This window comes from Pseudomonas sp. AK106 (assembly GCF_053903055.1).
Genome location: NZ_CP096426.1, coordinates 2,047,561 through 2,070,881, shown reverse-complemented (window position 1 = coordinate 2,070,881; position 23,321 = coordinate 2,047,561). Strand labels below are relative to the sequence as shown.

The following is a 23,321-nucleotide window of genomic DNA, read 5'->3' as shown; positions in this document are numbered from 1 at the left end:
AACAGGCGGCGCGCGGAAGGAAAACTCAGGCGCGGGCGGTTTCGCTGCGTGTCTCTGCGGCGGCGCCGGCCATGGGGCTGGCTTCCAGGCTGCGACCGCGGGTTTCCGGCAGGCACAACGCGGCAATCACGGCGACGCCATAGGCGATCCCGGCGTCGATGCCGATGGCCGAACCCAGCGACATCGATTCGCTCATGTGGCCCACCAGAAACGGGAAGACCGATGACAGCACGCGGCCGAAGTTGTAGCAGAAGCCCACTCCTGCCCCGCGCACGTCAGCCGGATAAAGCTCGTTGAACAGCGCGCCGAGGCTGGCCGGGATGCCGGCGGCAAAGAAGCCCAGCGGGAAACCCAGGAACAGCATCTGCGTGTTGGTCAGCGGGAGGAATACGTAGCACTGCACGGTGATCACGCAGCACAGGGCGAACAGCACGATGTTCAGACGACGGCCGATGCGGTCGATGAGAAAGCCGCTGGCGATGCAGCCGCACCAGAACGCCACGATGATCACCGCCAGGTAGCCGCCGGAGTTGAGCACCGAGAGGTTGCGTTCGGTTTTCAGGAACGTCGGCAGCCAGGTCATCACCGCGTGGTATCCGCCGTGGGCGCCGAGGCCGAGCAATCCGCCCAGCAGCGTCACGCGGATCAGTTCCGGGCGGAAGATGCCGGCCAGTGACGTGAAAAAGCTCTGGGGGATGGCGTTGTCTTTTTGCAGGCGCTGGAAGCTGTCCGGCTCCTCGACGTTTCGCCGCACCCAGATGATCAGCAGCGACGGCAGCAGGCCGACCAGAAACATCACCCGCCAGGCCATGTCCTGAGGCACAAAAGAATAGATCAGGGTAAACACGCCGACGGCCAGGCCCCAGCCCACCGCCCAGGCGCTCTGCACGGTGCCCATGACCTTGCCGCGGTATTTCGGATCGATGGTCTCGGCCATCAATACGGCGCCTGCGGCCCACTCGCCACCGATGCCGAAGCCCTGCAACGCCTTGACGATCAGCAGCGAGCTGAAGCCGGTCACGAACGCCGACAGAAAGGTGAAGAACGAGAACCAGAGGATCATCCACTGCAGCGTGCGCACCCGGCCGTAGCGGTCGGACAGCGTGCCACCGACCCAGCCGCCGAGGGCCGAGGTGATCAGCGTCACGCCACTGATCAGGCCGGCGTCACCCTTGGTCAACGCGAAGGCGGCGATCAGCGCCGGGATCGCCAGGCCGAACATCTGGACTTCCAGGGCGTCCAGCGACCACCCGCCGAAGCAGGCCCAGAACGTTTTGCGCTCCCGACGGGTGACGTGGCGATACCAGTTGAACATGGTTTTTGTCCTTATGAGGGTGATGCGGCAGATGTTGTCGGGCCCGTTCTGAGTGACGGGCTTGAGTGCAGATTTCGCTTATCGACGGCGCGGCTCAGCGGATGTCGACGCGGTAGCGGAAGTGGCTGGCATGGCCGCGTGAACGGCGCCATTCCAGCGGCTCGCCGGCGTAGTTGCGCGCCAGACGCTCGATCACCACCACCGGGCTGTTGACCGGCACCTGCAGCAAACGGGCGTGGGTCTCGTTGATGGCTTCGGCGGTCAGGGTTTCTTCGGCGTAGGCCACCACCTGGCCGCATTGCTCTTCGTAGATCGGATAGAGCAGCGGGCCCTGGCGGCTGAGGTCGATTTCCAGCAGGGTCTGAAATTGCACCTGGGGCAGCCAGATTTCTTCGGCGAGCACGGGCTGAGCGTCGAGCAGCCGCAGGCGGATCAGGCGAATCACCGGCGCATCCAGCGGCAGACCGAGGGCCTGGGAAACGGCCGAGGGCGCGGTGACGGCTTCGATGGAGAGGATGCGGCTTTCGGGCATCTGGCGTTCGCCGGAAACGCTTTGAAAGCGGAAGAACCGGAACAGCGAGGACTGGAACTGTGGCCGGCGAATGAAGGTGCCCCGGCCCTGTTGGCGCTCGAGGATGTTTTCGTTGACCAGCATGTCGATGGCTTTGCGCACGGTCCCGGTGGACAGGCAGTACTCGCTGGACAGCGCAGCTTCGGTGGGGATGGCCTCGCCCGGACGCCAGCGGTTGTTGGCGATCTGTTCGGCGAGCTGGTCGCGCAGGCGTTGGTAAAGCGGCAAGCGGACATCGCTGGAGAGTCGGTTCATGGAGGCGCTTCGCTGTTGTAGTTATTTAGTCATCTATATGAATCTGCGCTGAGTATTGTCGCGTTGCAAATGGCCGTCAAGGGAGGGAATGGGGGTTGGCGGATGAATGGCGGCGTAGTGCGTTTTTGCTGGGTACGCAAAAACGGCAGAGGTCGGTCTGCCGTTAGGGTGGGGTGCAGCGGGGAGGATCGGGTGTGGGCAGATCCAGTGGCTCAATCAGGTGGGCGAGATGGTTGCCAGGGCACCGATCATGAGGGTCAGGGCGAGAAAGCCGAACAGGAAGATGGCGAGCTTGGCCATGGGGTCTCCAATGTGAGCAGGGGGTACAATGGATTCGAGCCGGGTGATAGCGTCCGGTCGGGCTCGATCGGTCGGCCGGGGTTGGAGTGATTTTGAGGGCTGACGCTGTTTCAGTACAGATTCAGGTACGGCTTATAAATACAGATCAGATGAGTCCGCACTCACGTCAAGATCAAGAGCATCTGCCTAACGGCAGATCGTTTCGCCTTCGGCGAGTTACTTTTAAAAAGCCCTAAAAGTAACCAAAAGTGCCTGCTTTCGGTTTGGCCCGACTTCGTCGGGTTCCCTCACTCCGACGACGCTCCGTGGGCCCGCGCCGAACGGACATCCATGTCCTGGCGGCGCGCTCGCGGCATCCATGCGGCTCGGCCCACTCCCCGTCGTCTGCGTTCGGCCTGCACCCAAGTCGCGATTGACGGTGTCTGGGCTGGCTGTGTAGGAAGATCAAGATCAAGAGCAGATCAAAAGCTTCCCGGCTAAAGCCGGTCCTACGGTCGGGGGTCTCCACCGCTTTCACTGAATGCACCCGCTGCTGTTAGTGGGACCGGCTTCAGCCGGGAAGAGGCCGGGATGAGCGTCACAAGATGTCCGATCGTTCCCGTGCTCCGCGTGGGAATGCATCCTGTGACGCTCCGCGTCACCCTGCGGCTGACATGACACCCCACCAATCGCGCTGCTACGCTCCCTGCCCTCTCTCCACTTCAGGCGCCAGCCATGCCCATCATCCGCCCCATGACCCTGGACGATTACGACGCCATCACCCAACTCATGCGTGACACGCCGGGTATCTCCTTGCGTGACGCCGACTCCCGCGAGTCCACCGAGCGCTATCTGCTGCGCAACCCCGGATTGAGCTTCGTCGCAGAGGAAGATTCGCGCATCTGCGGCTGTGTCATGTCGGGCCATGACGGTCGGCGCGGGTATTTGCAGCATTTGCTGGTGCTGCCTGAGTATCGGCGGCAGGGGATCGCGCAGGCACTGGTCGAGCGCTGCCTGGTCAGCCTGGAGGCGGAAGGCATTCACAAATGCCACATCGACGTGCTCAAGACCAACCCGGCGGCGGCAACCTATTGGGCGAATCAGGGCTGGCAGCTGCGGGTCGATATCCACCGCTTTTCCTTCACCCGTCCCGGCAATGAAAACGCCTGACGCCCTCTTGATACCTGATCAGAGCTGGCTCGCAGGCGCCACGGGTTGGCGTCTGGCGTAAACCATCAGGCCGCTGAGGAAGACCAGCCCGATGCCAAACATCGAGGCGGTGCCCGGGTAGTTGCCGAACAGCAGAATCCCGTAAGCCACTGCGAAGATGATTTGCAGGTAACCCAGCGGTGCAAGCACCGACGAGGACGCATAGCGATAGGACTTGGCCATCAGAAAATGCGCGCACAAACCCAGACCGCCGAGCACGAGCAACAAGCCCAGCTGCAGCCAATCGGGATCGGCCCAGTAGAACGGCACAATTGCGCTGAGGATCAGGGTGCAAAAAACGCCGACGTAAAAGCTGCACACCGACGGGCTGTCCGTCTCCCCCGCCAGTTGCGTGAGCAGTTGATAGAGCGCGAAGAACAGCGCGGTGGCCAGGGGGAACAGCATCCACAGGGAGAAGGCATCGCTGGCCGGGTTGATGATCACCAGCACGCCAATGAAGCCAAGCACCACCGAACCCCACTGCCAGCGATCCGCCTTGATGCCGAAGATCAGTGGCGACAGGATCGTAACGAATGCCGGTGCGAGGAACACCAGCGCCGTAGACTCGGCAATGGGGACGTGGGTCAGGCCGAACAGGAAAGACAGGCTGTCGGCGAGCAACACCACCGCCCGCAGCAGGTGCAGCCAGGGCCGTCGGGTGTGGAAGACTTTAGCGCCGCCGTTGCGCAGCAGCACGGTGGTCACCAGGGTCGAGTGAACGAGGTAGCGGGCCCACGCGACGAAGATCACCGGCAGGGAATAGATCAGCGTCTTGGAAATCGCGTCATGACTGGCGAACGTCAGCGCCACGCCCGCCATCAACCACATGCCGATGACTTGCCGGTGCGCGCCGTGATGGGGAGTCATTGCAAGGCCTGCCACGAAAATGATGCGCAGGAGTTAACCACAGAAGTCGGCCCAGGCGCCCCGCGCAATTTGCCTTGAGAGCGCCGCCCACTTTATCCAGGGCAATAAAAAACCCGCCTGAGCGGGTTCTTTTCTATCAACACCATTCCAACATCCTGTCAGCAGCCGTCCCGGCAAATGGTGGATCATCCATGACCTGAGAAGCACATCCAGCGCCTCCGTTGATGTGTTTAGATTGCGCTTGTCGCGGTTCGGTGTACAGGGAGACATTGCCCGATGACGTGTAAGCCTTTCGCCATAGCGCGTGTCCGGCGACCGCCGAACTTCCTGCAAGGCCCGGGTGAAGCGCCCCAGCGCAAGCCTCGCGACAAACACATGGCGTAGGCATAATGTGCGTCTCACGAATACGCCTGCCGACTTGAGCCTGCGTTGCACAGCCACGCCTCAGTCGGTTTCAAACCAGCCCGGCCCTGCCGCGCAACGGGAAGCGATATGCCAACGTTTATTCTGACACCTTGCCCTCCACTCCCCGGCTCATGGCCGTTACAGCCATGATCGAAGTCACCGAAGTCTCCATCGCGCAACTGCGCGCGGCCCTTGAAGCCGGCCAGACCACCGCCGTCGAGCTGGTCCAGGCCTACCTCGCCAGAATCGACGCCTACGACGGCGCCGACACCGCGCTCAACGCCGTGGTCGTGCGCAATTCCCAGGCCCTCGACGAGGCCCAGGCGTCCGACGACCGTCGCGCGCGAGGCGAAACCCTCGGGCCTCTCGACGGTATTCCCTACACCGCCAAAGACAGTTATCTGGTCAAACGCCTCACGGCCGCGTCGGGCAGCCCGGCGTTTGCCGAACTGGTCGCCCACCGCGACGCCTTCACCATCGAGCGACTGCGTGGCGCTGGCGCGATTTGTCTGGGCAAGACCAACATGCCGCCGATGGCCAATGGCGGCATGCAGCGTGGCGTGTATGGCCGCGCCGAAAGCCCCTACAACGCGGGCTTCCTGACGGCACCGTTTGCATCCGGATCGTCCAACGGCGCCGGCACTGCAACGGCGGCGAGTTTCGCGGCGTTCGGGCTCGCCGAAGAAACCTGGTCGAGCGGCCGTGGCCCTGCGTCGAACAACGGTTTGTGCGCCTACACGCCGTCTCGCGGGGTGATTTCGGTACGCGGCAACTGGCCCCTGACGCCGACCATGGACGTGGTCGTGCCCTTCGCCCGAACCATGGCCGACCTGCTTGAAGTACTGGACGTGGTGGTCGCCGAAGACCCGGACACCCGCGGCGACCTGTGGCGCTTGCAGCCGTGGGTGCCGATTCCCTCGGTCGACACCGTGCGCCCGGCGTCCTACGCCGAGCTCGCCGCCAGCCCGCAAACCCTGGCCGGAAAACGCTTCGGCGTGCCGCGCATGTACATCAATGCCGACCCCGAAGCCGGGACGTCCGAAGCACCAGGCATCGGCGGCCCCACCGGCCAGCGCATCATCACCCGCGCGTCGGTGATCGACCTCTGGGAACAGGCGCGCCAGGCACTCGCAGCCCAGGGCGCTGAAGTGATCGAGGTGGACTTCCCGCTGGTCTCCAATTGCGAAGGCGATCGTCCCGGCGCGCCGACGGTGTACAACCGCGGCATCGTCTCGAAGGCATTTCTGCACCACGAACTGTGGGACCTCACTGCCTGGGCCTTCGATGATTTCCTGCAAGCCAACGGCGACCCGAAGCTGAACCGCCTGGCCGACGTCAACGGCCCGCTGATCTTCCCCCATGACCCTGGCACCCTGCCCAACCGCGAGGGCGATCTTGCCGCGGGCATGGACGAGTACGTGAAGATGGCCGAGCGCGGCATCACGCCGTGGGAGCAGATCGACACACTGGCCGATGGCTTGCGCGGACTGGAACACACCCGGCGCATTGACCTCGAAGACTGGATGCAGAAGCTTGGGCTGGATGCGGTGCTGTTTCCGACCGTGGCCGACGTGGCGCCGGCCGATGCCGACGTCAACCCGGCCTCCGCCGACATCGCTTGGAGCAACGGCGTCTGGGTCGCTAACGGCAACCTCGCGATCCGCCACCTCGGCGTGCCCACCGTCACCGTGCCGATGGGCGTGATGGCCGACATTGGCATGCCCGTGGGCCTGACCTTTGCCGGCCGGGCTTACGACGATTCAGCCCTGCTGCGCATCGCTTCGGCCTTCGAATCCATCGGCAGCAAGCGCCAGATTCCACCGCGCACGCCGCCGCTGTCTTCCGCCCGTTAATCACCGTGTGGGTCGGGGCTTTCCGCCTCGATCCGTCACGCCAAAACTGACCCTCAGGAGATGTATTCAATGAGCAAGGCACCCTACGTCCCGCCTACCGTGTGGAAGCACGAAGCGCCCTCCGGCGGCCAGTTCGCCAGCATCAACCGCCCGACTGCAGGGCCGACCCATGAAAAGGTCCTGCCGGTCGGCAAACACCCGCTGCAGCTGTATTCACTGGCCACGCCCAACGGCGTCAAGGTGACGATCCTGCTGGAAGAGCTGCTCGCCCTTGGCCACAGCGGCGCCGAATACGACGCCTGGCTGATCCGAATCAATGAAGGGGATCAGTTCGGCAGCGGCTTCGTCGACATCAACCCCAATTCGAAAATCCCTGCGCTGCTGGATCGCAGCGTCGAGCCGGGCCTCCGCGTGTTCGAGTCCGGTTCGATCCTGCTGTATCTGGCGGAGAAATTTGGCGAGTTGCTGCCCAAGGACCTGGCCGGCCGCACCGAAACCCTGAACTGGCTGTTCTGGCAAATGGGCGCTGCGCCGTATCTGGGTGGCGGCTTCGGGCATTTCTATGTGTACGCGCCGGAGAAGTTCGAATACGCGATCGACCGCTTCACCATGGAGGCCAAGCGTCAGTTGGACGTGCTTGATCGCCGCCTCAGCGAAAGCGTTTACCTGGCCGGTGATAGCTACACCATCGCCGACATCGCCGTGTGGTCGTGGTACGGACAAGTGGTGCGCAACACCGTGTACGGCGCCGCCGAATTCCTTGCTGCTCACGAATACACCCACGTGCAGCGCTGGGCCGAAACCATTGCACAACGGCCAGCGGTCATTCGCGGAATGCGGGTCAACCGGACCTGGGGCGATGAAGCCACCCAAGTGCCGGAACGGCATGATGCGTCGGACCTGGATTGACGAAGATCCAGGCGGTGAGTGGCTGTTGAACCGGTCCCCTGCGAGCACCGCGTGCTCTTTGCAGGACCGGCTTCAGCCGGGAAAGCGTCGGTCGTCACGCTGCAAAATTGAGGGCGTTCACACCGGCCTCTTCCCGGCTAAAGCCAGTCCTACGAAGACACCGCATTCATCCAGATGCACCGCGTATGCTGGATGTAGGACCGGCTTCAGCCGGGAAGTCGTCGGTCGTCACGCTGCAAATCTGAGGGCATTCACACCGGCCTCTTCCCGGCTAAAGCCGGTCCCACGAGGACACCGCATCCATCCAGATGCACCGCGTAGGCTGGATGTAGGACCGGCTTCAGCCGGGAAAGTGTCGGTCGTCACGCTGCAAATCTGAGGGCGTTCACACCGGCCTCTTCCCGGCTAAAGCCGGTCCCACGAGGACACCGCATCCAGCCAGAGGCACCGCGTATGCTCGATGTAGGACCGGCTTCAGCCGGGAAGGCGTTGGTCGTCACGCTGCAAATCTGAGGGCGTTCACACCGCAAAATCGAGGGTGTTCACACCGGCCTCTTCCCGGCTAAAGCCGGTCCCACGAGGACACCGCATTCATCCAGATGCACCGCGTATGCTGGATGTAGGACCGGCTTCAGCCGGGAAGGCGTCGGTCGTCACGCTGCAAATCTGAGGGCGTTCACACCGGCCTCTTCCCGGCTAAAGCCAGTCCCACGAGGACACCGCATCCATCCAGATGCACCGCGTGCTCTGGGTAGGACCGGCTTCAGCCGGGAAGGCGTTGGTCGTCACGCTGCAAAATTGAGGGTGTTCACACCGGCCTCTTCCCGGCTAAAGCCAGTCCCACGAGGACATCGCATCCATCCAGATGCACCGCGTATGCTGGATGTAGGACCGGCTTCAGCCGGGAAGGCGTCGGTCGTCACGCTGCAAAATTGAGGGTGTTCACACCGGCCTCTTCCCAGCTAAAGCCGGTCCCACGAGGCCACCGCATTCATCCAGATACACCGCGTATGCTGGATGTAGGACCGGCTTCAGCCGGGAAGGCGTCGGTCGTCACGCTGCAAAATTGAGGGTGTTCACACCGGCCTCTTCCCGGCCAAAGCCAGTCCCACGAGGACACCGCATTCATCCAGATACACCGCGTATGCTGGATGTAGGACCGGCTTCAGCCGGGAAGGCGTCAGTCGTCACGCCGCAAAATTGAGGGTGTTCACACCGCAAAATCGAGGGTGTTCACACCGGCCTCTTCCCGGCCAAAGCCAGTCCCACGAGGACACCGCATTCATCCAGATACACCGCGTATGCTGGATGTAGGACCGGCTTCAGCCGGGAAGGCGTCGGTCGTCACCCCTCAAAATTGAGGGTGTTCACACCGGCCTCTTCCCGGCTAAAGCCGGTCCCACGAGGACACCGCATCCATCCAGATGCACCGCGGATGCTTGATGTAGGACCGGCTTCAGCCGGGAAGGCGTCGGTCGTCACAGCGCAAAATTGAGGGTGTTCACACCGCAAAATTGAGGGTGTTCACACCGGCCTCTTCCCGGCCAAAGCCGGTCCTACTGACAATAATGAATCAGGCGCCCTGGCCGTCGAGTTCGGCGAGCATGTCTGGCGGAATGACCAGCTCGGTGGCGCTTAGATTTTCGTGAAGATGCGCCACCGACGAGGTGCCCGGAATCAGCAGCAGGTTGGGCGCACGCTGCAGCAGCCACGCCAGGGCCACGCACATCGGCGAGGTGTCGAGGCGTGTGGCGACGTCCGACAGCGTCTGCGACTGCAAGGGTGTGAACCCGCCCAGCGGGAAGAACGGCACGTAGGCGATGCCCTGCTTGCCGAGTTCGGCGATCAACTGCTCGTCATCCCGGTGGGCCAGGTTGTAGTGGTTTTGCACGCAGACCACCTCGGCAATGCTCTGCGCTTCAGTGACCTGTTTCGCGCTGACGTTGCTCAGGCCCAGGTGCTGAATCAGCCCCTGACGCTGCAACTCGGCCAACGCACCGAACTGCTCTGCAATCGACTGCTCGTCCGGGGAATGCCCGGTGCCCCACGCCCTGAAGTTCACCACGTGCAACGCATCCACGCCGAGATTGCGCAGATTGTCGTGCACCGCGCTTACCAACTCCGACGGGCTGTTGGCAGCGTTCCATGAGGCGTTGGTGCCTCGCGACGCGCCGACCTTGGTGACGATCAGCAACTCGTCGCTATAAGGATGCAGGGCTTCGCGGATCAGGCGGTTAGTGACGTGAGGGCCATAGAAGTCGGCAGTGTCGATATGGTTGACCCCGGCCGCCAGCGCTTCACGTAACACGTCGATTGCAGCCGCGTGGTCTTTCGGCGGTCCGTAAACGCCCGGCCCGGCCAGTTGCATGGCACCGTAGCCCATGCGGTTGACGGTGCGACCGCCGAATGAAAACTGTCCTGCCTTGCTGGCCTGGCTCATGGGTAACGCCTCGTGATCAAGAATGTAGGACGACTATAGGCGTTGACCGATGCGCTGATAATCAGGTGCAATCGGCACGGGTTGTACGAGTGAGCGGACAATGGCAACAGACATTCAGGATTTGCTGGCCTTCGTGACCGTGGTCAACGCGGGCGGTTTTCGGGAAGGCGCACGGCTGAGTGGCAAGTCGGCATCCAGCCTCAGCGACGCGGTTCGACGCATGGAATCGAGGCTGGGCGTGCGCTTGCTCAACCGCACCACGCGCAGCGTCGTGCCCACGGAAGCCGGCGCGCGTCTGATGGAACGGATTGTCCCGGCGCTCGGGGAAGTCGAATCGGCGCTGGACGTGGTCAACGATTTCCGCGACCGCCCTTCCGGCACCCTGCGGCTTAACGTGCCGGTCAGCGCCGCCCGCCTGATACTCCCGGAGATCATCACCCCGTTTCTGCAAGCGCACCCGGACATCCGCATGGAAGTGATCACCGAGGAAAGCTTCGTCGACATGCTCGCCGCCGGCTGCGACGCGGGCATCCGCTACGACGACCGCCTGGAACAGGACATGATCGCCGTGCCCATCGGCCCGCGCGTTCAGCGTTTCGCGACGGCGGCCTCGCCGGCGTACCTCGACGCCCGGGGCCGGCCCGAGCATCCGCGTGATCTGTTGAACCACAGTTGCCTGCGCGGCAAATTCCCCAGCGGTTCTATTCCACTGTGGGAATACGAGCGTGACGGGGAAGAAGTTCGTGTCGACCCGACCGGCCCACTCACCGTGCGAATTGGCGGCGCAGTGGACCTCTCCGTGCAAACCGCCATCGACGGCCTGGGCATCGTTTCGTTGTTCGAAGACTGGTTGCGCCCCCATCTCGACAGCGGCGCACTGGAACCGGTACTCGAACCCTGGTGGCCGCGTTTCAGCGGGCCGTTTCTGTATTACCCCGGCCGGCGCTATGTGCCATCACCACTGAGAGCATTTCTGGACTTCATCCAGCGACGTGGGTAACCCTCATCGGCGCCAACGCGTAATGAGCCTTTAAATAAATAAGCGGCTGGAACACGTTCCTGGCGAACGATACAACGGAACGTTCCAGCTCAATAATCACGCAAAAAAAAAACGCTGCATTCAATGCAGCGTTTCTTTTATAGCGTTTGTAATTGAAGCCGCCAGGGCACTGGCGATTAACCATTTTGACGACCGTAGCCCATGATGGTGTAGTCAAGGCTGTGGGTCACGCCGGCGTGGTCAACATACACCATGGTGGATTGCACGGGGCCATCAACTTTCTGTGGGTCCTGAGCGTTTTTGATGCTGATCACTTTAGCGACGTCGATGCCTTTGTGACGGTTGTATTGTTCAACCTGGGTCGAGGGCTGCTGGTGGGTGGCCGGGCGTTCGCCGGCAGCGGCGAACACACTGACAAGGGACAGGGCGGCGAAGGTTAATACTTTCATGGTCATTCTCCAGAAGTGCATTCAGTCGTAATTAAGCAAAGCGCTTGTCGTTTGCTTCTGGGGCCATTCTGTTCGTGATCCGCGCCGATGATAAATACTTAAAATTGATAAAGCCCATCACCGCCATCGATGCGCATAGTTATTAGTTCAATTCCCGTAATAGTCCTTTGCATATTCCGTTACCCACAACTTTATGCGCCACTGATGTCCGCTTCGCCAACACCCTTTAGAGTGCGGCAGATCCTGGCGCTGCACTTTCCCGGAGCGCGTCATGTTGTCGCGGGTCATTTAACGGCGCCTGGGAAATATTTTTCCGCGCATTCAAACATTTCCAATGATGAACGTACTACCATTCATCCCCCTGACTCGTCTGACACCAAGATGTCCGGGCAGACCTCTATAAAGCGCTGGCCACTGGCACGGCGCTATTTTTAAAACAAACCGAAGCCTTGATGCCGCCTCACGACCCTGCTCGTGACGCAATGCGTCAACCGTGATGACCTTCTGAGGTTGCAATGCAGAAGTTGATGATTAACGGCCAGGAGCACGACCTGGATGTCGCCGACGACATGCCATTGTTGTGGGTCCTGCGCGACGTGATGGGCCTGACCGGCACCAAGTACGGCTGCGGCATCGCCCAGTGCGGCGTGTGCACCGTGCACCTGGACGGCCAGGCCATGCGCTCGTGCGTGCTGCCGGTCAGCGCCGTGGCGGGCCGCAAGGTCACGACCATCGAAGCCGTCGGCGAGCAGGCTGTGGGTCAGGCGGTACAGAAAGCCTGGCTGGACCATGAAGTCGTGCAATGCGGCTACTGCCAGCCGGGGCAGATCATGTCGGCCGTCGCGCTGTTGCAGGAACACCCCAAAGCCAACGACGAGCAGATCGTCAACGCCATGTCGGGCAACCTTTGCCGCTGCGCCACCTACACCCGCATTCGCGCCGCCATCAAAAGCGTCAGCCAGGCCTGAAGGAAGTCATCATGTCCGAATCACAATCATCTGCCGCGATGCTCTCGCGTCGTGGATTGCTCAAAGGCAGCGCGCTGCTGGGCGGGCTGGTCATTGGCACTTACCTGCCGGCGACCGTCACCCGCAGCTTCGCCGCCGACCTGGTCAAGGGCGCGGGCCTGGGCGACAACGCCGAGCAAGGCTATGGCGCTTTCGTGCGCATTGATCACAGCGGCGCCGTCACGCTGATTTCGCCGAAGATCGAAATGGGCCAGGGCGTGCAGACCGGCATCGCCATGATGGTCGCCGAAGAGCTCGAAGTGCCGTTGAGCCAGATCACCATCACCGAGGCCCCGCCCAATGCAGCGCTGTACACCGACGCGCTGTTGAGCTTCCAGGCCACCGGCGGTTCGACCTCCACCCGCTACAGTTGGGAGCCCCTGCGCAAGGCCGGCGCCAGCGCGCGCATCGTGCTGATCCAGGCCGCGGCGATGCGCTGGAAAGTCGCGCCGAGCCAGTGCCATGCCGAGAACGGCTGGGTCATCGGCCCGAACGGTCAAAGTGCCGGTTACGGCGAGCTGGTGGATGCCGCGGCGAAGTTACCGCTGCCAACCGACATCCCGCTCAAAGCCGTCAGCGAATTCAAACTGCTGGGCAAACCGGTCCAGCGACTGGATACGCCGAACAAGGTCAACGGCACGGCGAAATTCACCATCGACCTGCAAGTGCCGGGGATGCTGATTGCCTCCACCCTCACCTGCCCGGTTCACGGCGGCAAACTGCGCGGCGTGAAGAATGAAGACGCTGCGCGCAAGGTTCCCGGCGTGCGCGATATCGTACGCCTGGACAACGCGGTGGCGGTAACGGCGAGCAATTTCTGGTCCTGCCAGCAAGCGCTCAAAGCGCTGGACATCGACTGGGACCTCGGCCCCCACGCCGGTCTGGATTCCGCCCAGCTGGACAAATCGCTGTTCGACGCGAGCGCCGGCGACGGCGTGTTCGCGCATCAGTCCGGTGACATCGCCGGCGCGCTGAAAAACGCTTCCAGCCGCTTCGAAGCGATCTACGAGCAACCCTTCCTGTCCCACTCGCCGCTGGAGCCGATGACCTGCGTCGCCCATGTGCGCGCCGACGCGTGCGAGTTGTGGGTCGGCTGCCAGGCGCCGGGGATGGCCCAGGCAGGCGCCGCCAAAGTCTGCGGCATGCCGGTGGAAAAGGTGGTGATCCACAACCAGTTGATCGGCGGTGGTTTCGGCCGTCGTCTGGAGTCTGACTTCATCTTCCAGGCCGTGGACATCGCGCGCCAGCTGAGCTACCCGATCAAGCTGATCTGGAGCCGCGAAGAGGACATGACCCACGACCGTTATCGTCCGCACTACGTCGATCGCCTCAATGCGGCGCTGGACAAAGACCTGCGCCCGGTGGGCTGGGAGCATCGCATCGCCGGTGCTTCGGTGGTCGCCGCCTACATCGGCGCATTGCCGGCTGACGGCGTCGATGGCGATGCCGTCGAAGTGGCGAAGGACCCGATCTACACCCTGCCCAACCTGCAGGTGCGCTACATCCGTCACGACCCCGAGGTGATTCCGGTTTCGTGGTGGCGTGGCGTCGGACCGTTGCGCAGCACCTACGCCATCGAGTGCTTCATCGACGAGTTGGCCCATAACGCCAAGGTCGATCCGGTGAAATACCGCCTGGCGCTGATGCAGTCGCAACCCCGCGCTCAAGCGGTGCTGACCAAGGCCGCGCAACTGGTGGAGTGGGACAAGCCACTGCCTGCCGGTTCGGGCCGTGGCGTGGCGGTGACGGCGGTGTTCGGCAGCTTCGTCGCCACCATCGTCGAGCTGGAGAAGGAAGGTGAAAAAGGCCTGCGCATCAAACGGCTGGTGACGGTCATCGACTGCGGCTTTGCCACCAACCCGACCTCCGTGGCGTCGCAGATGGAAGGCGGCACGCTGTTCGGTCTGTCGGCCGCGCTGTTCAACGAAATCCTTGTCGAGAAGGGTCAAGTGCAGCAGACCAACTTCCACGAGTACCGGCAGATCCGCATGAGCGACGCGCCGCCGGTGGAGGTGCACATCGTCGAGAGCGTCGAGACCCCTGGCGGTGTCGGTGAAACCGGCGCAGTGCCCGCTGCGGCCGCGCTGGTTAACGCCGTGTACGCCGCGACCGGTGTGCGTGAGCGTCGTTTGCCGTTGAGCCGTTCTGGCTATTTCACTGTTTAAGGAGCGCGTCATGAACGTTTTCAACACTGCGCTCGGACTTGTGGCCGGTTTGCTGGCCAGCACCGTTTACGCGAGCGACACCCCGGCGATGAGCAAGGGCGAATACCTGACCCGCGCCGCTGATTGCGTGGCCTGCCACGTCGTGCCGGGCGGCAAGCCGTACGCCGGCGGGCTGGAATTCAAGTTGCCGTTTGGCAGCCTGTATTCGCCCAACATCACCCCGGACAAAGAGACCGGTATCGGCAACTGGACCGACGACGAGTTCGTCGACGCCCTGCAGAAAGGCGTGGGCAAGGACGGCAAGCATTACTACCCGGCCTTCCCTTATACCTCGTACACGCTGATGTCCCGGGAAGACATCCTGGCGATCAAGGGCTACCTGTTCAGCCTTGAGCCTGTGAAGCAGATGCCGCCAGAGAACAAGATTTCGTTCCCGTTCAATCAGCGCTGGGGAATGATGTTCTGGAACGCGATGTTCGCCGGCAACGAACGCTTCGTCCCGGACAGCAAGCAATCGCCTGAATGGAATCGCGGCGCGTACCTGGTGCAGGGCCCAGGCCACTGCGGCGAGTGCCACACCCCACGCAACCTCTTCCAGGCGATGAGCTCCGGCAATTCTTTGGCAGGTGCTGAACTGGGCAACTGGATGGCCTACAACATCAGCTCCGACGCCAAATACGGCATCGGCGCCTGGCCGGAAGACGCCATCGTCAGCTATCTGTCGAAGGGCTACGCGGCCGGTTTCGGCGGCGCGGGCGGCCCAATGGGTGACGCCGTCGAGCACAGCCTGCGCTACCTCGATCCGGCGGACCTGAAAGCAATCGCGGTGTACCTCAAGAGCACGCCGGCACGAAGCGAAGGCATCCCCCGCCCAAGCATGGTGATGAACGATGCCGCACTGCAAAAGGGTCTTGGTCAGAAGCTGTTCAACGACACCTGCGTGGCCTGCCACCAGATCGACGGCAGTGGCCGGCAGTCCCCGGCAGGCGGGTTGGCGGGCTTGAAAACCGCCAACGACCCCAAAGGCCGGAACGTGATGGCGACGTTGCTGGAAGGTCACACGCCAACGGCGGCACGGGTCGATCAGCGCATGCCTGATTTCGCCCGCAGTTACAGCGACGCTGAACTGGCCGCCGTGAGCACCTTCGTGCTGCGTCGGTTCGGTCAGAGCGACGGCGAGATCAAAGCCGAAGACGTCGCTAAAAATCGCGCCAGCGCGTTGCATTGATGGAGCGGCAGCGCGGCTGGCTCTCCTGTGAGTCAGCCGTGCTGCCGGGCCATTCGGCGGTTCAGCTCTTCAGCACCTGCGCCGCCACCGCCGCCTTGTCGATCACCGACTCGACGTTGACGATACGCCCCGCCGCAAACGTGTAGAACACGTTCTCCGTAAACTGCACCCTCCTCCCGTTCACCGGCACATCGAACAGCTCGCCCACCGGCGTGCAATCGAACGTCAGCCTTGCGGCGATGTGCGGTGGCTCTGCGATCAGCAGATCGATGACAAAACGCAGGTCAGGGATGGCGCGAAAATCCCGTTCCAGCATCTGCCGGTAGCCGGCCAGGCCTACGCGCTCGCCGTTGTACTGCACGTCCTCGCCGACGAAATCGCCCAAGGCAGCCCAATCCTGGCGATTGAGGCAGTCGATATAGCCGGTGTAAGCGTCCTTCAGTGTCTGGTTGTTCATCGTTTCTCCCGGTGTGGGTGGTTCGCATGAATGTTAGTACCCATGGATGCACGCGATGCTTAGCAGGACCGGCTTCAGCCGGGAAGAGGCCAGCGTGAACACCGTCAATTTTGCAGTGCGACGACTGACGCTTTCCCGGCTGAAGCCGGTTTCACTCGATGACTGCAGTGTGTGGTTGCCGTTGGCTGCATGTTTCAGGCCGACACTGCTAGTGTTATCCGCACTGACTTCATCAAGGCGCAATCATGTCCGTACATCCTTCTTTCTCCGGCGCAAAAGTCGCGATGCTGTGCAATGGCACGCTGCTCACCTATCAACGCGATGACAAACCCGAGATCCCCTGGCCGAACCTGTGGGACCTGCCCGGCGGCGGGCGTGAGGGCCAGGAGACGCCGGAAGAATGCGCCGTACGGGAGACGATGGAGGAATTCGGCATCGTCCTCGACCCCGCTACCTTCACTCACAAGCAGGTCTACCCGGGTCAGGGCGTCGACGGGCTCGACACCTGGTTCTTCGTCGCTGAAGTGGCCGAGGGTTTATTCGATCAGGTGGTGTTCGGCGATGAAGGCCAGCGCTGGCAAGTGATGGCGGTCGACGCGTTTCTCTCGATGGACAACGCTGTGGACCGCCTGCAACAGCGTCTGCGAGCGTTCATGGATCAGCAGCGCTGACAGGTTCAGCGCCTGAAGGCGCTCCGCGCGAGCCCCTCTGACAGAGACAAATTGACGCAGGCAATGCGTTTTTTTGCTATCGTCGCCGCAATTAACTAACCGGTTAATTACACGACGGATATGCCGTAAGCGATACGCCTGGCAGCCATCACGCTGTGAACCCTTGCCCTCAAATCACTTGATCGGTCGTCCCCGGCCCTTCTTCGCGTCAGCAGGAATGCCTCATGAATCACTCACCTTCTTCGGCAGCCGCCAGCCGCTGGCCCATTCGGGTCGTTGCGCTGGGCGTGCTGGTTTTCGGATTACTCTTCGCAGCGGGCGGCGGCTACCTCGTCACGCTGGGCGGCAGTGCGTATTTCCTGATGGCCGGCCTGGGCCTGATTGTCTCGGCCGTCCTGCTGTTCCGACGTCGCCTGTCAGGCGCGTGGCTGTTTGCAGCGGTGATGCTGCTGACGCTGATCTGGGCGCTGGTGGACGCCGGGTTGGTGTTCTGGCCGCTGGTTTCCCGGCTGTTTGCCCTCGGCGTGTTGAGCCTGCTGGTCGCGCTGATCTACCCTTCCCTGCGCAAGGCCAATGGCCACGCAGCCGGTCGCGGTGGTTATGTCGTTGGCGGCGTGCTGGCGCTGACGATCGTCGCCGGATCCTGGGGCATGTTTCAGCCCCATGCGTCAGTGTCGCCTACGGGGACTGGCCCGGGGCTGACCAAAGTCGATCCTGCCCACGCGCAAAAAGACTGGGCGCACTACGGCAACGATGAAGGCGGCAGCCGCTTCGCCGCGCTGGACCAGATCAACCGCGACAACGTCAGCAAGCTGGTGCCAGCCTGGACCTACCACACCGGCGACGTCGCCATCAGCGACGGCAATGGTGCCGAAGACCAGATGACCCCGTTGCAGGTCGGCGACAAGGTGTTTATCTGCACGCCGCACAACAACGTCATCGCGCTGGACGCCGACACCGGCAAGCAGCTGTGGAAGAACGACATCAACGCCAAGTCCGCCGTGTGGCAACGCTGCCGCGGGCTGGCTTATTTCGATGCCAGCGCCGCCATTGCGCCACCCACCGATGGCAGCACGCCTGCGGCGGCGGTCGCTGTGCCGGCTGGCGCCAACTGCCAGCGTCGTCTGCTCACCAACACCATCGACGCGCGCCTGATTGCCGTGGACGCCGACACCGGCGAGTTCTGCCAGGGCTTCGGCAACAATGGCCAGGTCGACCTCAAAGCCGGTCTGGGCAACGTGCCCGATTCCTACTATCAACTGTCATCGGCGCCGCTGATGGCCGGGACCACGGTGGTGGTTGGCGGTCGCGTGGCCGACAACGTGCAGGCCGATATGCCGGGCGGCGTGATCCGCGGCTTTGACGTGGTCACCGGGCAGATGCGCTGGGCGTTCGATCCGGGCAATCCCGAAGACAAACAGGCGCCTGCCGCCGACAAAACCTATGTGCGCAGCACGCCGAACAGCTGGGCACCGATGTCCTACGACCCGGCCATGAACACGCTGTTCCTGCCGATGGGCAGTTCGTCCACCGACATTTATGGCGTGAAACGCACCGAGCTTGACCACACCTATGGCGCCTCGGTGCTGGCACTGGACGCCACCACCGGCGTGCAGAAGTGGGTGTATCAGACGGTCCATAACGACCTGTGGGATTTCGACCTGCCGATGCAGCCGAGCCTGATCGACTTCGCCAAGCCTGACGGCAGCAAGGTGCCGGCGCTGGTCATTGGCACCAAGGCCGGGCAGATTTTCGTCCTCGATCGCCACACCGGCCAGCCGCTGACCGAGGTCAAGGAAGTCCCGGTCAAGGCGTCGAATATCCCCAACGAACCGTATTCGCCGACCCAGCCAAAATCCGTGGGCATGCCGCAGATCGGTGCGCAGACGCTGACCGAATCGGACATGTGGGGCGCCACACCGTTCGACCAGTTGCTGTGCCGGATCTCGTTCAAGAAGATGCGCTACGACGGCCTGTTCACCGCGCCGGGCACTGACATTTCGCTGAGTTTCCCGGGATCACTGGGCGGGATGAACTGGGGCAGCCTGTCGACCGATCCGGTTCACGGCTTCATCTTCGTCAATGACATGCGCCTGGGCCTGTGGATTCAGATGGTGCCGCAGCTGAAGGACGCCATCGCGGCGTCGGGCGGTGAGGCGTTGAATACCGGCATGGGCGCCGTCCCGCTGAAGGGCACGCCGTACGCCGTTAACAAGAACCGCTTCCTGTCGGTGGCGGGCATCCCGTGCCAGGCGCCGCCGTTCGGCACGTTGACCGCCATCGACATGAAGACTCAAAAGATCGCCTGGCAAGTGCCGGTCGGCACCGTTCAGGACACCGGCCCGATGGGCATCAAAATGCACCTGCCTTTGCCGATCGGCATGCCGACGCTGGGGGGCACGCTGTCGACCCAGGGCGGTCTGGTGTTCATCGCCGGCACCCAGGACTACTACCTGCGCGCGTTCAACAGCGCCAACGGCGAAGAAGCCTGGAAAGCCCGCTTGCCCGTGGGCAGCCAGGGCGGCCCGATGACGTATGAGTCGCCTAAGACCGGCAAGCAGTACATCGTCATCACCGCCGGCGGCGCCCGTCAGTCGAAGGATCGCGGTGATTACGTGATTGCCTACGCACTGCCTGACAGCAAGTAACCGCCCTCACAAAAAAAACCGCTGACGCCTTCAGGAGGGGCGCAGCGGTTTTTTGTTGCGTCAGGGGAAAGGCTCAGGCCGGATTCACCCAGTGGGACCGCGTGCAGTCTGTAGGACCGGCTTTAGCCGGGAAAGCGTCGGACTGCACATTGCGAAATTGAGGGTGATCAAACCGGCCTCTTCCCGGCTAAAGCCGGTCCCACTATCAAACCGCGTTAGGCTGGTAGGCAGCGATCAATTACTCGCCACTTCCGCCGTCTTCCCGGTGGTCACCAGCGCTTTGAGGGACACATCAAACTGCTTCAGGGCATTGACCTGCAGGTCGCGCTGCTGGTTGATCTGCGCGGCGATTTCCGGGGCGGCCTTGCCGTGGACCCACACCGAGCTCAGCTCCTGGGCGCCCAAGCCTTCAGCCTTGCCGATGTACTGCAGGTTCGAATCATAGAACGTGGCAATGAAGCGCGCTTCGACCTGAGAGTTACGCTGGGATACCAAGCGGCTGTAGGTGTCGAGCATCACCACCACGTCAGGCCGCGCCTGCATCAGCGCGTCAAGGTTGTCGTACACGGTCACTGAAGCAAACTGCTTCTGCAACGAACCTTTCAGCCAGTCCATCGCCAGCTTTGGATCGGAGCTGTTGACGAACGCCTCGCGAATGCGCGAATCCAGACCGCCATTCTTGACGCCCTTCAGCGCCACCGCGTGATAACGCTCAAGGTATTCGAGGGTGCCAACGGTGTTTTCGCTGTAGAGCACACCCACGCGTTGGGAAGACTGCAATGCCACACGGCTTTCAACCACCGGCAGCAAATGGCACGCCTCGGCATCCGCCGCCGAAACAGTGCCTGCCGCAACAGCAGAACCGGTAGCGACGAATCCGCTGGACAGCACGGCGACGAGGGTCAGCAGGGTTGAGATTTTCATCGCGTGGTGTCCTTTTAGAGCCAGTTCGGTATGGGGCCATCCTCCTCCCTTCCGGGAAAAAGAGAACTCGCCTACCGTGATGTTCACTATCGATTTCAAGAATGGTAGGCGCTTTGAGAAACACCGTTACCGATGCCTCAACAAAGCCCGCTGCCGCCCTCACCTTTCGCACTGTTCAATACACGTAGCGGCCGACTGCCCGACGCACTGCCTGCAACGCAACCCGCAACGCCTCAAGATCCACAGAACCCAACGCCAAGCGAATTCCGTGGGGGACGACGCTGGAGGTGGCGAAGGGTTCGGCAGTCGAAACCGCCACCTTGTTCGCCAGCAACTCCATGGCCACCTGGTCGGCCCTGGCGTCCTCAGGCAGTTGTACCCACAAAAAATAGGACGCCGGGTGACTGATGACGTTCAACCCGATTAACAGCGCCCGGGCGAGCGTCTGTCGGGTCCGCGCATCCAGGCGTTTTTCCGCCTCCAGACGCGCGACGGTGCCGTCTCCAATCCAGCCGCAGACCAGCGACGTCATCACCCCTGGGGTATTCCAGACCGTCGCCCGGATCGCACGCTCCATCGCCGAAACCCAGGGCAGCGGCGCAACCACGTAACCCACCCGCAGCCCGGTCGCGATGTTTTTCGAGAAACCCGAGACGTAGACGGTCAGCTCCGGTGCCAGGGCCTTCAACGGTGCGGGCGGGTCCTCGGCCAGGAACGCATACGCTGCGTCTTCGATCAACAGCACCCCATGGTGCCGAGCGATGCGCACCAAGTGTTCGCGCCACGGCAGGTCCATCACCCAGCCCATGGGGTTGTGCAGGGTCGGCATCGTGTAGACGGCCTTGATCCGCCTTCGCTGGCAGAGTGTTTCCAAGGCGTTCAGATCGGGGCCGTGATCGGTATGGGGGATCGCGAGCAATTCCAGCCGGAGGGCGTCGGCCACCACTTTGAACCCCGAATAGGTCAACGCATCCACCGCCACCACATCGCCCGGTTTGAGCAACGCCATCGCAATGACCGACAGGCCATGCTGCGCGCCACTGACGATCACCACCTCGTCGGCCTCGACGGCTAATCCCCGGGCAGCAAGGTGCCGCGCCATGCACGCGCGCTCATGGCTTCGGCCAGCGTGGGGCTGATAGCGCAGCAGCGCCTCCAGATCACCCGACAACGCCAGTTGGCGAAGGCCGTTGCGCAGCAGATCCGCCTGGCCCGGCAGCGTCGGGTAGTTGAAATTGAGGTCGAGGACGCCGGGCGTGCTGGTCTGTTGATCGACGCCATGGCTGAGCGGCAGGGCGATTTCCCGGACAAAGGTGCCGCGCCCGGTTTCGCCGCTCACCAGTCCCATGGCTTCCAGCTCGGCGTAGACCCGCGACGCCGTGACCAGCGCCAGGCCTTCAGCCGCCGCCAACTGACGATGGGTCGGCAGGCGCGTCCCGGGCGCCAGTTCACCGGCCGCAATCTGCGCAGCAAATCGGTCCACAAGGGTTTTGTAGCGGGCGCGGGGCATAGACGCTGTATCCATGACAATTCTTTGATTGCACTGATTCTGCCCCTTACGCTGCCTTGACGGCAATTGACCCGTTGGCAATTCAACCTCAATCAGCAATGGCGTCCTCACGCCTGCACCTCAGGAGTCCGAACCCCATGGAAATCTCTTCAATGGTCCAGCCCCTGGCGACAAAGCACTCCACTGCCGGATGGCTGAATGGCCTGATGGGCGTGATCATTTTCAGCGGTTCGTTGCCGGCCACGCGCATCGCCGTGCTGGAGTTCGCGCCGCTGTTTCTGACTGTCGCCAGAGCGTCGATTGCCGGCTTGGTCGCGGTCTGTCTGCTGCTGGTGTTGCGAGAGAAGCGCCCGCAGCGCAACCAACTGATGCCGCTATTCATCGTTGCCAGCGGCGTGGTGGTCGGCTTCCCGCTGCTCACCGCGCTGGCGTTGCAATACGTCACGTCGGCGCACTCCATCGTGTTTGTCGGCCTGTTGCCGTTGGCGACGGCTGTGTTCGCGGTGTTGCGTGGCGGCGAGCGTCCGCGTCCGGTGTTCTGGGTGTTCTCGTTGCTGGGCAGTGCGCTGGTAGTGGGGTTCGCCTGTGCCCAAGGGTTGTCGGCGTCGCCGGCGGGGGATCTGCTGATGCTGCTGGCGATTGTCGTCTGCGGCCTGGGTTACGCCGAAGGTGCCACGCTGTCCCGGACGCTCGGCGGCTGGCAGGTCATCTGCTGGGCGCTGGTGCTGGCGTTGCCGCTGATGCTGATGCTGATGCTGATGCTGACCCTGTTCAGCGCGCCGCCAGTCCTGGCCACCATCAGCGCACCGGCGTGGCTGAGTCTGGGCTACGTGTCGCTGTTCAGCATGCTGATCGGCTTCGTGTTCTGGTATCGCGGTCTCGCCCAGGGTGGCATCGCGGCGGTGGGACAGCTGCAGTTGCTGCAGCCCTTTTTTGGTCTGACGCTGGCCGCAACCCTTCTGCATGAACAGGTCAGCGTGGGCATGCTGGGAGTGACCGTCGGGGTTATCGCGTGCGTTGCCGGCGCGCGGCGGTTTTCACGCTAGCAGCAGGTCTCTCAGGACGGCTGAACAGTGCAGGCCTCACCCAACGTTTTTTAACCATCCCCAAAACGAAAAATGCCGGTGATCATCACCGGCATTCCCGTTCATTGCTAAGC

18 protein-coding genes are annotated in these 23,321 nt (G+C 62.6%); 10 read left to right on the top strand and 8 right to left on the bottom strand.

From position 1 onward, the window contains the following. Window positions 1-25: 25 nt before the first annotated feature. Together M1E04_RS09375 and M1E04_RS09370 are read right to left on the bottom strand one after the other, a co-directional pair. Window positions 26-1,315, bottom strand: a complete 1,290-nt coding sequence (locus M1E04_RS09375; RefSeq protein WP_456292825.1) for an MFS transporter — start codon at window positions 1,313-1,315, stop codon at window positions 26-28. 94 nt (window positions 1,316-1,409) lie between these two features. Then, on the bottom strand, window positions 1,410-2,141 hold the full coding sequence (locus M1E04_RS09370; RefSeq protein ID WP_456292824.1) for a GntR family transcriptional regulator: 732 nt from the start codon (window positions 2,139-2,141) through the stop codon (window positions 1,410-1,412). Window positions 2,142-3,155: 1,014 nt separating this feature from the next. Between M1E04_RS09370 and M1E04_RS09365 the strand changes: the two genes are divergently transcribed. After that, entirely contained in the window at window positions 3,156-3,590 is a 435-nt protein-coding gene (locus tag M1E04_RS09365) for a GNAT family N-acetyltransferase (RefSeq protein ID WP_456292823.1), read from the top strand. A gap of 18 nt (window positions 3,591-3,608) precedes the next feature. Here the strand turns inward: M1E04_RS09365 and M1E04_RS09360 are convergent, their stop codons facing one another. Continuing rightward, window positions 3,609-4,496, bottom strand: a complete 888-nt coding sequence (locus M1E04_RS09360) for a DMT family transporter (RefSeq protein WP_410930645.1) — start codon at window positions 4,494-4,496, stop codon at window positions 3,609-3,611. A gap of 551 nt (window positions 4,497-5,047) precedes the next feature. On the opposite strand from M1E04_RS09360, the gene M1E04_RS09355 reads away from it, so the two are divergent. After that, complete coding sequence (locus M1E04_RS09355) at window positions 5,048-6,754, top strand: amidase (protein WP_456292822.1); 1,707 nt, start codon at window positions 5,048-5,050, stop codon at window positions 6,752-6,754. A gap of 69 nt (window positions 6,755-6,823) precedes the next feature. Beyond that, window positions 6,824-7,663 carry a glutathione-dependent disulfide-bond oxidoreductase gene (yghU, locus tag M1E04_RS09350; RefSeq protein ID WP_296312413.1) on the top strand — a complete coding sequence of 280 codons (840 nt, stop codon included), beginning with the start codon at window positions 6,824-6,826 and terminating at the stop codon, window positions 7,661-7,663. A 1,573-nt stretch (window positions 7,664-9,236) separates the two neighbouring features. Here the strand turns inward: yghU and M1E04_RS09345 are convergent. Further along, window positions 9,237-10,103 (bottom strand): aldo/keto reductase family oxidoreductase, encoded by an 867-nt coding sequence (locus M1E04_RS09345; protein WP_456292821.1) that lies wholly within the window; start codon window positions 10,101-10,103, stop codon window positions 9,237-9,239. A 100-nt stretch (window positions 10,104-10,203) separates the two neighbouring features. On the opposite strand from M1E04_RS09345, the gene M1E04_RS09340 reads away from it, so the two are divergent. Next, window positions 10,204-11,103, top strand: coding sequence for a LysR family transcriptional regulator (locus M1E04_RS09340; RefSeq protein WP_456292820.1), 900 nt, complete (start codon window positions 10,204-10,206; stop codon window positions 11,101-11,103). Window positions 11,104-11,279: 176 nt separating this feature from the next. Here M1E04_RS09340 and M1E04_RS09335 read toward each other — a convergent pair whose 3' ends face one another. Next, window positions 11,280-11,552: a DUF2790 domain-containing protein gene (locus tag M1E04_RS09335; protein WP_065988622.1), complete on the bottom strand. Its 273-nt coding sequence runs from the start codon at window positions 11,550-11,552 to the stop codon at window positions 11,280-11,282. Between the two features lie 515 nt (window positions 11,553-12,067). On the opposite strand from M1E04_RS09335, the gene M1E04_RS09330 reads away from it, so the two are divergent. The 3 genes from M1E04_RS09330 to M1E04_RS09320 are packed head-to-tail and all read left to right on the top strand — an operon-like array spanning window position 12,068 to window position 15,952. After that, entirely contained in the window at window positions 12,068-12,520 is a 453-nt protein-coding gene (locus M1E04_RS09330) for a (2Fe-2S)-binding protein (RefSeq protein ID WP_456292819.1), read from the top strand. Window positions 12,521-12,531: 11 nt separating this feature from the next. Further along, complete coding sequence (locus M1E04_RS09325; RefSeq protein ID WP_456292818.1) at window positions 12,532-14,724, top strand: molybdopterin cofactor-binding domain-containing protein; 2,193 nt, start codon at window positions 12,532-12,534, stop codon at window positions 14,722-14,724. 10 nt (window positions 14,725-14,734) lie between these two features. Next, on the top strand, window positions 14,735-15,952 hold the full coding sequence (locus tag M1E04_RS09320) for a c-type cytochrome (protein WP_456292817.1): 1,218 nt from the start codon (window positions 14,735-14,737) through the stop codon (window positions 15,950-15,952). Between the two features lie 61 nt (window positions 15,953-16,013). Here M1E04_RS09320 and M1E04_RS09315 read toward each other — a convergent pair whose 3' ends face one another. Continuing rightward, window positions 16,014-16,409, bottom strand: coding sequence for an ester cyclase (locus M1E04_RS09315; protein WP_456292816.1), 396 nt, complete (start codon window positions 16,407-16,409; stop codon window positions 16,014-16,016). Window positions 16,410-16,654: 245 nt separating this feature from the next. Between M1E04_RS09315 and M1E04_RS09310 the strand changes: the two genes are divergently transcribed. Both M1E04_RS09310 and M1E04_RS09305 read left to right on the top strand, forming a co-directional pair. Next, window positions 16,655-17,080, top strand: coding sequence for an NUDIX hydrolase (locus tag M1E04_RS09310; protein ID WP_456292815.1), 426 nt, complete (start codon window positions 16,655-16,657; stop codon window positions 17,078-17,080). Window positions 17,081-17,304: 224 nt separating this feature from the next. Further along, entirely contained in the window at window positions 17,305-19,728 is a 2,424-nt protein-coding gene (locus M1E04_RS09305; protein ID WP_456292814.1) for a glucose/quinate/shikimate family membrane-bound PQQ-dependent dehydrogenase, read from the top strand. Window positions 19,729-19,962: 234 nt separating this feature from the next. Here M1E04_RS09305 and M1E04_RS09300 read toward each other — a convergent pair whose 3' ends face one another. Together M1E04_RS09300 and M1E04_RS09295 are read right to left on the bottom strand one after the other, a co-directional pair. Next, window positions 19,963-20,652, bottom strand: a complete 690-nt coding sequence (locus M1E04_RS09300) for an ATPase (RefSeq protein ID WP_296308444.1) — start codon at window positions 20,650-20,652, stop codon at window positions 19,963-19,965. A 175-nt stretch (window positions 20,653-20,827) separates the two neighbouring features. Beyond that, window positions 20,828-22,162, bottom strand: a complete 1,335-nt coding sequence (locus tag M1E04_RS09295; RefSeq protein ID WP_456293170.1) for an aminotransferase-like domain-containing protein — start codon at window positions 22,160-22,162, stop codon at window positions 20,828-20,830. Between the two features lie 137 nt (window positions 22,163-22,299). On the opposite strand from M1E04_RS09295, the gene M1E04_RS09290 reads away from it, so the two are divergent. Continuing rightward, a complete protein-coding gene (locus tag M1E04_RS09290) occupies window positions 22,300-23,208 on the top strand; it encodes a DMT family transporter (RefSeq protein ID WP_456292813.1) in 909 nt (302 codons plus the stop codon). Window positions 23,209-23,321 lie beyond the last annotated feature (113 nt).

What these genes read in the sequence shown, in the direction of transcription:
- M1E04_RS09375 (WP_456292825.1), bottom strand. Translation starts at nt 1,315, where the DNA reads ATGTTCAACTGGTATCGCCACGTCACCCGTCGGGAGCGCAAAACGTTC.
- M1E04_RS09370 (WP_456292824.1), bottom strand. Translation starts at nt 2,141, where the DNA reads ATGAACCGACTCTCCAGCGATGTCCGCTTGCCGCTTTACCAACGCCTG.
- M1E04_RS09365 (WP_456292823.1), top strand. Translation starts at nt 3,156, where the DNA reads ATGCCCATCATCCGCCCCATGACCCTGGACGATTACGACGCCATCACC.
- M1E04_RS09360 (WP_410930645.1), bottom strand. Translation starts at nt 4,496, where the DNA reads ATGACTCCCCATCACGGCGCGCACCGGCAAGTCATCGGCATGTGGTTG.
- M1E04_RS09355 (WP_456292822.1), top strand. Translation starts at nt 5,048, where the DNA reads ATGATCGAAGTCACCGAAGTCTCCATCGCGCAACTGCGCGCGGCCCTT.
- yghU (WP_296312413.1), top strand. Translation starts at nt 6,824, where the DNA reads ATGAGCAAGGCACCCTACGTCCCGCCTACCGTGTGGAAGCACGAAGCG.
- M1E04_RS09345 (WP_456292821.1), bottom strand. Translation starts at nt 10,103, where the DNA reads ATGAGCCAGGCCAGCAAGGCAGGACAGTTTTCATTCGGCGGTCGCACC.
- M1E04_RS09340 (WP_456292820.1), top strand. Translation starts at nt 10,204, where the DNA reads ATGGCAACAGACATTCAGGATTTGCTGGCCTTCGTGACCGTGGTCAAC.
- M1E04_RS09335 (WP_065988622.1), bottom strand. Translation starts at nt 11,552, where the DNA reads ATGAAAGTATTAACCTTCGCCGCCCTGTCCCTTGTCAGTGTGTTCGCC.
- M1E04_RS09330 (WP_456292819.1), top strand. Translation starts at nt 12,068, where the DNA reads ATGCAGAAGTTGATGATTAACGGCCAGGAGCACGACCTGGATGTCGCC.
- M1E04_RS09325 (WP_456292818.1), top strand. Translation starts at nt 12,532, where the DNA reads ATGTCCGAATCACAATCATCTGCCGCGATGCTCTCGCGTCGTGGATTG.
- M1E04_RS09320 (WP_456292817.1), top strand. Translation starts at nt 14,735, where the DNA reads ATGAACGTTTTCAACACTGCGCTCGGACTTGTGGCCGGTTTGCTGGCC.
- M1E04_RS09315 (WP_456292816.1), bottom strand. Translation starts at nt 16,409, where the DNA reads ATGAACAACCAGACACTGAAGGACGCTTACACCGGCTATATCGACTGC.
- M1E04_RS09310 (WP_456292815.1), top strand. Translation starts at nt 16,655, where the DNA reads ATGTCCGTACATCCTTCTTTCTCCGGCGCAAAAGTCGCGATGCTGTGC.
- M1E04_RS09305 (WP_456292814.1), top strand. Translation starts at nt 17,305, where the DNA reads ATGAATCACTCACCTTCTTCGGCAGCCGCCAGCCGCTGGCCCATTCGG.
- M1E04_RS09300 (WP_296308444.1), bottom strand. Translation starts at nt 20,652, where the DNA reads ATGAAAATCTCAACCCTGCTGACCCTCGTCGCCGTGCTGTCCAGCGGA.
- M1E04_RS09295 (WP_456293170.1), bottom strand. Translation starts at nt 22,162, where the DNA reads ATGCCCCGCGCCCGCTACAAAACCCTTGTGGACCGATTTGCTGCGCAG.
- M1E04_RS09290 (WP_456292813.1), top strand. Translation starts at nt 22,300, where the DNA reads ATGGAAATCTCTTCAATGGTCCAGCCCCTGGCGACAAAGCACTCCACT.